Source organism: Pseudomonas sp. S5D5, assembly GCF_003013355.1.
Lineage (GTDB): Bacteria > Pseudomonadota > Gammaproteobacteria > Pseudomonadales > Pseudomonadaceae > Aquipseudomonas > Aquipseudomonas aylmerensis.
This window is the reverse complement of the sequence record NZ_PTEO01000001.1, coordinates 3,598,849-3,611,440: the sequence shown is the minus strand read 5'-3', so window position 1 is coordinate 3,611,440 and position 12,592 is coordinate 3,598,849. Positions and strand designations below refer to the sequence as shown.

Annotated in this window: 12 protein-coding genes; 5 read left to right on the top strand and 7 right to left on the bottom strand. The window is 61.0% G+C overall.

The genetic code is table 11. From position 1 onward, the window contains the following. Nucleotides 1-17 precede the first annotated feature (17 nt). Complete coding sequence (locus tag C9990_RS16595; protein WP_106803981.1) at nt 18-1,265, top strand: OprD family porin; 1,248 nt, start codon at nt 18-20, stop codon at nt 1,263-1,265. Here the strand turns inward: C9990_RS16595 and C9990_RS16590 are convergent. Continuing rightward, nucleotides 1,262-1,486, bottom strand: coding sequence for a DUF2790 domain-containing protein (locus tag C9990_RS16590; protein WP_106803980.1), 225 nt, complete (start codon nt 1,484-1,486; stop codon nt 1,262-1,264). The genes C9990_RS16595 and C9990_RS16590 overlap by 4 nt on opposite strands. A 110-nt stretch (nt 1,487-1,596) precedes the next feature. On the opposite strand from C9990_RS16590, the gene C9990_RS16585 reads away from it, so the two are divergent. Further along, the gene (locus C9990_RS16585; RefSeq protein WP_106803979.1) at nt 1,597-2,532 is read left to right on the top strand and encodes a LysR family transcriptional regulator; all 936 of its coding nucleotides are present in this window, start codon (nt 1,597-1,599) and stop codon (nt 2,530-2,532) included. Between the two features lie 26 nt (nt 2,533-2,558). Here C9990_RS16585 and C9990_RS16580 read toward each other — a convergent pair whose 3' ends face one another. Next, entirely contained in the window at nt 2,559-3,701 is a 1,143-nt protein-coding gene (locus C9990_RS16580; protein ID WP_106803978.1) for a cytochrome P450, read from the bottom strand. A gap of 74 nt (nt 3,702-3,775) precedes the next feature. On the opposite strand from C9990_RS16580, the gene C9990_RS16575 reads away from it, so the two are divergent. After that, the gene (locus tag C9990_RS16575) at nt 3,776-4,543 is read left to right on the top strand and encodes a helix-turn-helix transcriptional regulator (protein WP_106803977.1); all 768 of its coding nucleotides are present in this window, start codon (nt 3,776-3,778) and stop codon (nt 4,541-4,543) included. A gap of 108 nt (nt 4,544-4,651) precedes the next feature. On the opposite strand, the gene C9990_RS16570 is transcribed toward C9990_RS16575, so the two are convergent. Further along, complete coding sequence (locus C9990_RS16570; RefSeq protein WP_106803976.1) at nt 4,652-5,233, bottom strand: XRE family transcriptional regulator; 582 nt, start codon at nt 5,231-5,233, stop codon at nt 4,652-4,654. Nucleotides 5,234-5,386: 153 nt separating this feature from the next. On the opposite strand from C9990_RS16570, the gene C9990_RS16565 reads away from it, so the two are divergent. Further along, a complete protein-coding gene (locus tag C9990_RS16565; protein ID WP_106803975.1) occupies nt 5,387-6,307 on the top strand; it encodes a DMT family transporter in 921 nt (306 codons plus the stop codon). A 323-nt stretch (nt 6,308-6,630) separates the two neighbouring features. Here the strand turns inward: C9990_RS16565 and C9990_RS16560 are convergent, their stop codons facing one another. The 4 genes from C9990_RS16560 to C9990_RS16545 form a co-directional block, all read right to left on the bottom strand. Beyond that, nucleotides 6,631-7,455 carry an IclR family transcriptional regulator gene (locus tag C9990_RS16560; RefSeq protein WP_256595106.1) on the bottom strand — a complete coding sequence of 275 codons (825 nt, stop codon included), beginning with the start codon at nt 7,453-7,455 and terminating at the stop codon, nt 6,631-6,633. 82 nt (nt 7,456-7,537) lie between these two features. After that, nucleotides 7,538-8,857 carry an MFS transporter gene (locus C9990_RS16555; RefSeq protein ID WP_106803974.1) on the bottom strand — a complete coding sequence of 440 codons (1,320 nt, stop codon included), beginning with the start codon at nt 8,855-8,857 and terminating at the stop codon, nt 7,538-7,540. Between the two features lie 172 nt (nt 8,858-9,029). Next, entirely contained in the window at nt 9,030-10,232 is a 1,203-nt protein-coding gene (locus C9990_RS16550; RefSeq protein WP_106803973.1) for a CaiB/BaiF CoA-transferase family protein, read from the bottom strand. Next, nucleotides 10,229-11,170: a hydroxymethylglutaryl-CoA lyase gene (locus tag C9990_RS16545; protein ID WP_106803972.1), complete on the bottom strand. Its 942-nt coding sequence runs from the start codon at nt 11,168-11,170 to the stop codon at nt 10,229-10,231. Before C9990_RS16545 ends, C9990_RS16550 begins: the two co-directional genes overlap by 4 nt. 428 nt (nt 11,171-11,598) lie before the next feature. Between C9990_RS16545 and C9990_RS16540 the strand changes: the two genes are divergently transcribed. Next, nucleotides 11,599-12,531, top strand: a complete 933-nt coding sequence (locus C9990_RS16540; RefSeq protein ID WP_106803971.1) for an SMP-30/gluconolactonase/LRE family protein — start codon at nt 11,599-11,601, stop codon at nt 12,529-12,531. Nucleotides 12,532-12,592: the final 61 nt, after the last annotated feature.

Genomic DNA, 12,592 nt, shown 5'->3' with positions numbered 1-12,592 from the left:
TAACGAAGAGCAACGACATGCACACACAACGTATCTGGCTCGCCCTGTTGGGCGTGCCCCTTGCGGCGACGGCTGACGAGGGTGGTTTTCTCAAGGACTCGACGGCCACCCTGCAGGCCCGCAACTATTACTTCAGCCGCGACTTCTCTGACATCGTCGGGGCCAATCGGCAATCGCGGGCCGAGGAGTGGGGCCAGGGCTTCATCCTCACCTACAAGTCCGGCTACACCCCAGGCCCCGTGGGCTTTGGCCTGGATGCGCTGGGCACCCTGGGCCTCAAGCTCGACAGCAGCCCGGACCGGGTCAATACCGGCTTGCTGCCGGTCAAGGACGATGGCCGCGCCGCCGACGAGTACAGCCGCCTGGGGCTGACCTTCAAGGCGCGGCTGTCCAACACCGAATTGAAGGTCGGCGAGCTGCAGCCCAACCTGCCAGTGCTGGCCTTCAGCGACATCCGCCTGCTGCCCCCGAGTTACCAGGGCGTGGGCATCAGCTCCAGCGAGATCAACGGCCTGGCGTTGCAGGCAGGCCACTTGAGCACCACAAGCCTGCGCAACGAGGCGGGTGACGAAAAGATGATCGCCATGCTCGGCCATGTACCGCAGCGCGGGGCCGAGAGTGATGCCTTCAACTACGTGGGCGGCGACTATGCCTTCAACAGCAAGCGCACCAGCGTCAGTTATTGGCACGGGCAGTTGAAGGACATCTACGCCCAGGATTTCATCGGCCTCAAGCACAGCCAGCCGGTTGGCACCTGGGTACTGGGCGCCAATCTTGGCTATTACACTGCGCGCGAAGACGGCGACCGGTTGCTCGGCAAGATCGACAACCAGGCGTTTTTCTCGCTGTTGTCGGCCAAGCGCGGCGCGCACACGGTCTATGTGGGTTACCAAGCGATGTACGGCGACAGCGCTTTCCCGCGCGTCTTCGCCAACATCAGCCCGCTGGGCAACGAGGTGCCCACCTATGAGTTCGCCTACACCGACGAGCGCTCGTGGCAAGTGCGCTACGACTACGATTTTGCCGCGCTGGGCCTGCCAGGACTGACCACCACCGTGCGCTACATCACCGGCGACAACGTAAAGACCGGTGCCGGCTACGAGGGCAAGGACCGCGAGCGCGACCTCGACATCGGGTACGCCGTGCAAAGTGGCGTGCTGAGTGGCCTGGGCATCCGCATCCGCAATGTGATGGCGCGCTCCAACTACCGCAGCGACATCGATGAGAACCGGCTGATCCTCAGTTACACCTGGAAGCTGCTCTAGACGCCGCCCTGGCAGGTGCCCATCACGCTGTAGTTGACCGTGTGACTGACGCCCTGGCTGTCGAGATACACCAGGGTCGCGGGCTCGACCTGGCAACTGCCGGGCACCGCTGTGACGGAAACAATCTGCTGGATATCCAGCCCCTGGCTGTCATTGCCGCCGGCGGCGAAAGCGCCGGTGGCGGTGAGCAGCAAAGCAACGCCGAGCAATCGAATTTTCATGGTGTCGTCCTCTATCAACAGGCTCCAGTGTAGTGGCTGCAGCGCCGTATTAAAGACAGGAACCGGTAAATGACCCGTACGTATTGCGTAGCAATCAAGGCCCGACGCTGATGGACGTGTTCAATGGCATGCGGGTGTTTGTGCAGGTGGTCGACAGCGGTAGCTTCGCGGCGGCGGCAGAGGTGTTGAGCCTCTCCGGCGCGCACGTCTCACGGTTGATCGCCGATCTGGAGCAGCACCTGCAGACGCGCCTGCTGCAGCGCACCACCCGACGCCTGAGCCTGACCGAGTCGGGCGAGCGTTTCCTGCTGCGCTGTCGCGGCATCCTCGACGACATCCGGGACGCCAGCGCCGAAGCCAGCGGCGCCCACCTCAACCCGCGCGGACGCCTGCGCGTGCACTGCATGAGCGGGCTGGGCGTGCTGATCACCCCGCTGATCGCACGCTACAGCGAGCTTCACCCGCAGGTGTCGATGGAACTGAGCTTGTCCCAGCACACCCCCGATCCGCTCGAGGAGGGGCATGATGTGGTGATCTCCATCGCCCACGCGCTGCCGGATTCGGCCCTCGTCAGCCAGACCATCGGCCAGCTGTTCAGCGTGCCGTGCGCAGCGCCCCGTTACCTGGCAAACCATGGCGTGCCCGACCATCCCGGGCAACTGCTGCAACACCGGCGCCTGCACCTGCAGGATTTTCAGGAAGATGAGTGGCGCTTCCAGGGCGAGGCGGGAGACCTCAGCGTTCCCCCCGGCACAGCCTTCCGGACCAACGTGGCCGACGCCATGGTCAAGGCGACGCAAGAGGGCATGGGCATCAGCCTGTTGCCGTTCTTCAGCGCTGCCCCGGCCTTGCAGGACGGCTCGCTGCTACGCCTGCTGCCGGATTATCGGCTGCGTGAGCGCACTATCTTCGCGGTGTACCCCTCGCGGCGCTTTCTGGACGCCAAGGTACGCACGTGGGTGACGTTTTTGCAGGCCAGCCTGCCGGCGTTGTTGGCCGAGTACGTCGGGGTGGTGGAACAACCGGGGCATTGGGCGCCGCGTTGATCTCGCGGCCTGAGCAAATCCTGCGATCATCGCTGGGTGTCCCGATCACCATGGAACCTGGGAATACGACCATTGAGGGAGGGCAGATACCGCCAGCGAAAAGCACCCACGGACGCCGCTGGCTGTCGGCGCAGCCATGCCGAGACCGCCTCGGCGGCGATCGCCAAGGCAAGCGACTGGCCTGGACATTGATGTCTTCCCGCGCCAAAGCTGAAGGTTCGTCGCTGGGTTCGTTCGAGCATGCAGCGATCGGGGTCCGGGTTCGCGCCGGGATCCCGGTTGGCTGAGGCGAGCAATAGGAGAACGGTATCGCCGGGCGCCAGTACGTTGCCCTCGATATTGCATTGCTGGGTGACGAATCGCCGGGTGTTTTGCACCGGTGAGTCGTAGCGCGCCACTTCTGCCACCAGGTCTGCAACCTGCTGCCCGCCTTCAAGCAGTCCAGGCTCACGATGCAGCGCCACGAGGCTGTTGCCGATCAAGCCTGCGCTGGCTTCGCAGGTCTGCGACAACAAGCCGATCAGGTTGGCGATCAATGCCTCGCGGTCTCTCCAGGCGGTGGCTGCGCAAGCGCTTTGGACGTGGCTCAAGAAGCGGCTACTGTCATTGGCGTCACTCAGCAGCGCGCTGAATAATTGCCTGAGTCGAGTCGCCGCGCCATGGGCGCTGTCGAGTTGAATGTCGTCGCTCAGGGGCGACAGGCAGGCAACAAAATCCCGCGTCAGCCTTGCGACGTCCTGTAGCTGGCAGGGTGGGAAGCCTATCAGCGCTGCAATGACGCACACCGGTACGGTGAACATCAATTCATCCAGGTGCTCGACGGGGAGGGTCTCGACCAGGCGTGCCACGAGGCCTGCGATGCGTTCTGTCTCGACAGCGGCCAACGCCGGTTCGATGGCCATCCTCGGGCACATGTGCTGCGGGCCCTCGTTCATGCGCATCAAACGAGCGAAAATCATCCCCGCGGCGCCTTGCGCAATGGCCGCGGGAACCGGCTCGTCCGGCGGACGCACCCGACAGTCGGGGTGCCCGAGGAGGGCGTCGACCGCGCTGGCACTACTTGCAATCCATAACCGAAGGTCGGTATCGAAGTACAGCCCACCTTGTCGCCTGAGGTAGGCGTAATAAGGGTAGGGATCGGCATGGGTCGCGGCTTCAAAAGGCGTCATTCCTGGAGTCCTGTTCACAAAGAACGGCTACTATCGAACACCTTTCATGCCGACGATTCGCTCAGGAACGAAATATGGATGCCCCAGGCAATGACAGCGCGATTTCTCGGGTAGCCGGTGCCATTGCCGAGCCTGCGAGGACTAAAATGCTGTGTGCGCTGATGGATGGCCACGCACGTACCAGTACCGAAATGGCGGTTATCGCCGACGTGAGTGCATCCACGGCGAGTGCGCATCTGGTACGGCTCAAAGACGCCGGCTTGGTAAGGCTGCACACGCAGGGCCGGCATCGCTACTACAGCCTGGCGGACGCGCAGGTGGCCCAGGCGATCGAGGCCCTCATGGTGATCAGCCAAAACGCGGACGCGCGCTACGTTTCCACGACCCCAAGCCGATTGCAGTTTGCGCGTACCTGTTATGACCACATGGCAGGATCATTGGCCGTGCAGCTGCACGACCACTTCATCGCGTCAGGCTGGCTGACCGTGGCGGATGCCGGAGATGTCCTGTATCAGCTCACGGCGAGCGGCGAAACAGCCATGACGGGGTTGGGTATCGAGGTGGAAAAGGCCAGGGCCCAGCGACGTCGTTTCGCGTGTTCATGCCTGGACTGGAGCATGCGCCGCCCTCATCTGGCGGGGGCGCTCGGCGCGGCTTTCCTGCAGATGCTCCTGAGCCGCCAGTGGGTTATTCAAGACCTCGACAGTCGCGCACTTGGATTGACAGCCAAGGGGCGGGAAGCGCTGTCTGGCCGGTTCGGGATCACGCTTGAAAGCCCACAGGTGCAGGGATCAGTGCAGCGAAAGATCAACCGATCCGCCGAGCTGGCCTGTGACGGCTGACGGATACGTGTCTGGCAAAGCAGCCTCTGCGTGTTCGCGGGGCATTGGCACGTTGCCGGTGACTTCGGCGCGTGGCTGGTTGTTCGTGCCGTGTCCATGGTCGCCACCTCAAAGATGCTCGATCACCATCACCGCAGTCGTATCGGCCTCAAGCGCTTCGAACACGTGAGGCGCATTCGCCAGGTAGCTTATGTAGTCGCCCGCGTTCAGCAACACCGGTCCGTCTGCCGGGCCGATGCGGGCACTGCCACTGCACAGCACCACGTGCTCTACGGTGCCTGCCGGGTGAGGCTGAGACAGGCGGACTTCGCCAGGCTGTACCTTCCACCGGTAGAGGTCGCGCCGTACTCCGGCCGGGCAGTCGGCAAGCAGTGTCGCGGCATAATTGGCCGTCTCGGCATACGTCGTCATGCCCTCGTTGGCGCGGATCACCCGCAGGGTTTGCTGGGGCTGCTCGAAGAAGCGAGTGACTTGCAAGCCCATCGCCATCGCCAACGACCACAAGGTTTCGATGCTGGGGTTACCGATTCCCGACTCCAATTGAGACAAGGTCGATTTCGCCACCCCGGCGCGCTTCGCCAATTCGGTCAAGGACAGCCCGGCGGCTAGGCGTTCGCGCTTGATTGAAAGCGCCAGCAGATCGATTCGGCTGGGATTATGGCTCATGGAGCTGTTCGTTATGTCAGTCATTTGTTCTTCAAATCATCCGATTGCGAATTGACGCTCTGGGTTGGCGTGTTCATTATAGTGGTCGTTCGTTCATTATAAAGTTCTATTTGTCGAACTCTCCCGCGAACGGCGGCCTGGGTCACGGCAATGTCGACAGCAAGGAAGCCGTGAGTGATGAAGGCGCAAACCCGTGGGACGTTCGAAATGATTTCGGCCATGCTGATCTCCGGCACGGTGGGCTGGTTCGTCATCATGTCGGGGCAGAGCCCGCAGGCCGTGGTGTTCTGGCGTTGCGTGTTCGGCGCGTTGGCGATGTTGGTCGCGTGCCTGATGCTGGGGGTGCTGCGTCGCCCGCTGATCACTGCCCGGCAGTTCATTTGGGGGTGCCTGGGCGGGGTGGCGCTGATGCTCAATTGGGTGCTGCTGTTCAGTGCCTACCAGCACGCCTCAATCGCCATTGCCACGGTGGTCTACCATGTCCAGCCGTTCATGCTGGTCGGTCTGGGTGCGCTGTTTTACGCCGAACGCCTCAGCATCGCCAAGCTCGGCTGGCTGCTGGTGGCCTTCGTCGGCCTGATGCTGATCGTGTTCGCCAATGGCGGAGGGCAGGCCAGCGGCGCTGACTACCTGCTGGGCGTCTGCCTGGCGCTGTCTTCCGCCTTCTTCTACGCGGTGGCAGCAGCGATCACCAAGCGCCTCAAGGAGGTGCCCGCGCACCTGATCGTGCTGATCCAGATGGTGGTCGGCGTGCTGGTGCTGGCCCCATTCGTGGACTTTGGCAGGGGCGACACGGTCGGGGATGCCTGGATTTACCTGATCATTATCGGCGTGGTCCATACCGGGCTGATGTCGACGCTGCTCTACAGCGCCATCCAGAAAATCCCCACGGCCCTGGTCGGGGCTCTGTCATTCATCTACCCGATCGCCGCTATCCTGGTCGACTGGGTGGCCTTCGCGCATCCGCTCAGCAGCCTGCAAGTGATTGGCGCGAGCGCCATTCTGCTGGCGGCGGCGGGGATGAACTTCGGTTGGTCACTGCGCCGTCCCGGGCCGCAGATAATCGCGCTGACTGACCGCCGTGGTCGCCAGGATTGACCTGGGCGGTGTTTCAACTCGGCCACCTGTGGCTGGTGTGGCACGCGCTGTCATATGACGTTGAGGGTTGGCATACGCTGCTGGTCGCCACTCCGGGCAGATCTGTACGATGTAACCGGACCCCGCCAAGATTTGAGCTGCCATGGTTCACGCTGCAGCGCAGGAGGAAGGTAGTCATAGCAGAGCGGGTGACTCCCGGCAGCCTTGCCCAGAGCCCATCTGCCAGTGCAGATAGCAGCACCTAACCTGCGCTCGGGCGGGCCTGTGGAGGGTGCTGCGATACGCTGACTGCTCAATGGTCGCGTCAGCCTCGGTGGAACGGTTCACCCCTCGATCTTTGCACTGGCCTGCTGTAACTCCCGAGCGTCCCCCCCCAGCGCACCGGTGGCTTGGGCTGCCAGTTTCAACAGCATCTTGCGCGCACTCGTAATGGCGTCTTCGTTGAAACGCTCGGAGGGCCCCGAGAGGGTCAGGGCGCCCTTGAGTTCGTTATTCATGCCGAACACAGGTACCGACACCGCTGCGGTATCGGGATCGCGTTCGCCAAAAGAACTCGCCCAGAGTTGCTCGCGAACATTGGCAAGCGCATCAGCAACAGACGGGCCGAAAGTCCGCAGAATCTTTCCCGAAGCCCCGGCGTTAAGTGGAAAACGATCACCCTCGTGAATGGAAACCCGCACGGAACGCTTGGGTTCTACGCGGAAAAGCACCACCCGACTGTCGTTTTCGATGACGTAGAACGAAGAAGTTTCCCCGCTCTCTTGCGAGAGCGTTTCGAGTATTGGGTAGATGATGTCGCGCAGGCGAAATGAACTTTGGTAAAGCGGTGCCAGCCGAAGGGGTTCGTGGCCGATAGCGAATTGTCCGTCCGGCAATCGACGAATGTAACCGGCTCTTTCCAGGGAGATCATTAAGCGCAGGATGGTACTTTTGTAGAGACCGGTGCGGCGCGCCAATTCCGCCAGTGGCAACACGCTGCACTGCGTGTCGAAGGCGCCGAGTATGGCAAAGGCGCGGTCCACCGCGGCAACGCCGCCGTCAGCGGGATCTTTCTCAGGTTTTTCGTTACTGTTCATGGTCATTTCGGCCAGTGATTGGGCTGCAAATCCATCATCGTGAGTAAGCCCACCCTTGCGACGGGTGAGCAATTTGACGATACCTTACCCGCAGCGCCTACTCGCCGACTAGTCTGTCTGGCAGCACATCATTCTGGCCCTGAGCATTCGCTGCTCAAGCGTCACGCATGAAGAAACGTAGCGACACGGCCATCAGCGCGGCAAACAACAGTACGCAACCCATGACCATCAGGCCCGCGGTGAACGACTGCGTGGCGTCTTTCAGATAGCCCATCAGGTAGGGGCCGACGAAGCCTCCGAACGCGCCAAAGGTATTGATCAGCGCAATCCCTCCCGCGGCGGCCCGGCCCGAAAGGAACTTGGCCGGCAAGGTATAGAAGATGGTTTTCGCAGAAATCGTCCCGACCAGGGCCAGGGTGATGCCTATCAGCGCCGGGGCCAGTGCGTTCATGTTCAGTGCGAACATCAACGCCAGGCCCGCCAGCACCAGCGCAATCACCAGGTTGAGGATGCCTCTGCCTGTGCGGTCGACATACTTGGCCCAGAACAGCAGGCCTAGGGTGGAGAAAAAGTACGGAATGGCCGCGACCCAGCCGATCATGCTGATTTCCACGCCATGCGCCTTGAGCATCTGTGGAAGCCAGATGCCAATGCCGTACGTGCCGATGGTGAAGCTGAAGGTGATCGAGCTGAGGATCCACACGCGTGGATCCTTGAGTACAACACCGAAGTCATGGCGTTTCTGATCCTTGCCGGCTTCCTTTTCCAGCATGTCGTTCAGGGCATCACGTTCTTCCTGCGTCAGCCATTTGGCTTCGCTGGGGCGGTTTGCCAGGACCTTCAATGTGATCAACCCCAGCACACACGCCGGAATGCCCTCGATCAGGAACATCCATTGCCAGCCGGCCAGGCCCCAGATGCCGTGCATCTGTAGCAACCAGATCGACAGCGGGCCGCCGACCAGAAAGGAAATAGGGGTAGCCACGGTGAACCACGCCAATACCCGTGTACGGTATTGCGCGGGGAACCACAGGGTCAGGAAGAAAATCACGCCAGGAAAGAAGCCCGCTTCCGCCACACCCAGGATGAAGCGAACGGCATAGAAACTATAAGGGCCGATAACCCAGGCGGTGGCCGCTGCGGCCAGGCCCCAGCTAATCATGATGCGGGCCATCCACACCCGGGCCCCGAAACGGTACATCGCCAGGTTGCTGGGCACTTCGCAGAGGCAGTAGCCGACAAACATAATGCCGGCGCCCAGTCCGAACTGGGCCGCAGTAAGTCCGAGCTGATCGGTCATCTGCAGCGCGGCATAACCCACACTGGTGCGGTCCAGATAGTTGAAGAAATAGGCCAGTGCAAGCAGGGGAATCAAGCGCCAGGCGGCTTTTTTCATCGCTCGGCGTTGAAGTCCCGAATGCACTTCAGGCTGGGACTGGGGCAAGTGGGAAGTCGTGGTCGTGACGTTAGCCATGACTGTATCCTCGGTATTGTTGTTATGGATACCGTGGCGGGATACGCCGACGGTTCTGGCAGGATTTCGTGCGGTTCCGGCACTCCGTTCTGCAGTTCACGCCGAGCCTCCCTCGGCGCGTCAGATTTATCGGCAGCCGCAACGGGCCCAGGTTGGCCCGCCGTAGCGCCGGTCAGGCGCTCTTGATCGTGCCTGTGGCCTCAAGGGCGTCGATTGCCTCGGCGGTATAACCGAGTTGTTCCAACAGTTCCCGAGAGTGGCTACCCATTTGCGGAACATTCAGGCGTGCGCCAAAACGCTGGCCGTCCATCTCGAAAGGGAGCATCGGCACTTTCACGGTCTCGCCGTTGGGCAGCGCCAGTTCTGTCATGCCGCCGGATTCGTTGAGGTGGTGATCGTCGAACAGGTCATCCGGGCGTTGAATCGGGGAGAAGGGCAGGCCGGCCTGTTCACACAGCTTCATCACCGCCTGCTTGCTCATGCCGGCAACGCGTTCACGTACCGATGGCATAATCTGCTCGCGAGCAATCACACGCTGGTTATTGCGCGCAAGAGCCGGGTCGTTGCCCAGTTCCTGGAAGTCGAAGGCGGTGCAGAACGCTTGCCATTGGCTATCGCTCACCACGCCGATAAAGACCTGTTCGTTTTCTTGATCCGTATCAAACACGTCATAGATCGCCCAGGCAGAAATGCGGCTGGGCATGGGGGCGGCGGAGGCGCCCGTGACCACTTTCTGCATCATGTGCTGGGCTACCAGGAACGCCGAGTTCTCGAAGAGCCCGGTCTGGACGAATTGACCGCGTCCGGTTTCCTTGCGCTGGAGCAGGGCCGCCAGGATGGAGACGGCGCTGAACATGCCGCCCATCACATCGTTGACCGACGCACCGGCACGCAGTGGGCGCCCGACAGGGCCTGTCATGTAGGCCAACCCGGTCATCATCTGCACGACTTCGTCGAGGGCGGTGCGGTTTTCGTAGGGGCCCGGCAAGAACCCTTTCATCGAGCTGTAGATGATGTCCGGCTTGATGGCTTTGACCTGTTCATAGCCCAGTTCCAGTTTTTCCATGGCTCCGAGGCGGAAGTTCTCGATGACCACATCGGCGGTGGCGATGAGTTTTCGCACCGCTTCCTTGCCTTCGTCGGATTTGATATCCACCGCAAAACTCTTCTTGTTGCGGTTGTAGGTCATCCAGTAGCCCGCGCCGGAGCCCATCAGGCGGCGGGTGTTGTCGCCCTCTGGCACGGGCTCAACCTTGATCACCTCGGCACCAAGATCGGCGAGCAGCAGGCCGCAGGTTGGGCCCATCACCATGTGGACGAACTCGATCACGCGGATCCCGGCCAGTGGCAGCTGTTTTTCTACTGGCTGGTTCATACGCGCTCCTTGGCATAGGTGAAGTTCTTGCCCACGCCGGCATCCGGGATGAAGCCATACAGCGGTTCACCTGGCAGCCCTCTAAGCAGCCAATCCCGCGCATGAACCAGGCGGTCAAGGTCAACGCCGGTGCGCAGGCCCATCGATTCGAGCAGGTAAACGAGGTCTTCGGTAACGATATTTCCCGAGGCGCCAGGCGCGTAGGGGCAGCCGCCAATACCGCCTTGGGAACCATCGAACGTAGTGACGCCAGCTTCCAGTGCCGCCACGACATTGGCCAGGCCCTGCCCGCGGGTATTGTGAAAATGCGCACTGCCGCTGAGTGCGCCTATTTCGTTGCGTAGCCGGATGAATAGGCGGCGCACTTGAGTGGGGTTGGCATAGCCGACGGTGTCGGACAGGCCGACCTCATCTACACCGAGTTCGGCCATTTTCACGGCAATGGCAAGGGTCTCGTCGTCCGTGACCACGCCTTGAAGCGTGCAGCCAAAAGCCGTGGAGACGCCTGCTTCTATCTGGATGCCAGGGAAGCGTTCGTTGCGCAACGCGACCACGGCCTTCACCTCTTCGAACACCTGTGCGTGAGTCTTGCGGATGTTGGAGATCGAGTGCTGCTCACTGACAGAGATGGGCAGGGTGATCTTGTGTACACCGGCGTGAAAGGCCGCTTCAGCCCCACGAAGATTAGGCACCAGGGCGGTCACGTGCAGGTTCGGCAGTGTCAGCGCATGGGCCACGACGAGCGCACAGTCCGCCATTTGCGGCAGCAGCTTGGGAGGCACAAACGAACCCACTTCGATCTCGCGTAGGCCTGCTGTTGCCAGTGCCGTTATCCATTCCAGTTTGAGCTCGGTAGACATGATGGCGTTGACGCTTTGCAGGCCATCACGCGGCCCCACTTCACTTACCAGGATGTCGATTTCAGTGGCGTCTTTCACAGTAGGTTCTCCTCATCTGCGGGACAGCCTGTTGAACATTCACGCAATGCGGCGGTTAGGAATAGCACGTATTGTCATGCGTGTTCTATCAGGCAGAATATTGTTCTATTTTTAGTATTGGCCTTGAAAATACCTGCTGTCAACGGCTGTCTTGATGCACTCACACCCCCATGCCTCTGGCGCTTTCAAAGGGTTTCTGGTTATCCCGCGGAATAATTTTTGCTCTGCGCGCGCAACGCCCCAGCGAAATCTCGCGCTTGACAGGCAATCAAAATGCTTGGAAAGTTATTCCGCTAGAAGGAATGTTGTTCTATCAGATAGAACAAATAAAAACAAAAACCTCTGTGCATCTGGACGGCAAGGCGTTACCTGAAGCAATTAGGTTCGCCTTCCTTGTCACGATGCCAGTTGATACGCGGAGTGCTGCCATGAGCCTGTATCCCCCACCTCAGGAGAGGACCACCGAGGTCTTCACCCGGCTGCCCGAGAAGTTCTGGCGCAACGGCGACTCGGATTGGGTTCGTGCCAACAAACCGGGCCAGAAGGTTGCCAGTTTTCTGGAAGGACCCTCCTTCGACCGGGCCGGCAATCTTTACGTGACCGATATCCCCTACGGCCGCATCTTTCGCATTTCACCGCAGGGGGAGTGGGAGTTGGTCGTGGAGTACGACGGCTGGCCCAATGGCCTGAAAATTCATGGTGATGGCAGAATTTTCATTGCCGACTACAAGCGCGGCATCCTGGTCCTGGACCCGCTAAGCAAGCGCATTGAGCCTTTCCTTACCCACCGCCGCAGCGAGGGCTTCAAGGGCGTCAATGACCTGTTTTTCGATCATGAAGGGCGTCTCTACTTCACCGACCAGGGCCAGACCGGCATGCACGACCCCAGTGGCCGTGTGTTTCGCTATGACCTGGAAAGCCAACGTCTGGATTGTCTGTTGGATAACGGACCGAGCCCCAATGGCCTGGTCATGGACCTGCACGAGCAAGCATTGCTTGTGGCCATGACCCGGGGCAATTCGATCTGGCGCCTGCCCATTCAATCGGACGGCACGACGTCCAAGGTCGGAGTGTTCACGGCCATGGCAGGCGGGGTGAGCGGCGCGGACGGCATTGCACTGGATGACCAGGGCAACCTGTTCGTTTGCGATGCGGGTAATGGCTGCGTATGGGTCTTCGATCGCCATGCGGTGCCTCTCTATCGCCTGCGGTCCTGCACCGAAGGACGGACCTTGACCAACCTGGCGTTTGGCGGTGAAGGCAACCGGCACCTGTTCGTCACCGACTCTTCAACCGGCCACATCCTCAAGATAGCCATGGAGCATCCTGGCAAGCCGATGTTCTCGCACGCCACTACGTAACTACAGACACGCAAGCCCAAGGCGCGTGGATTCGATTCGCCTCGAACCGCGCTAATGGCTG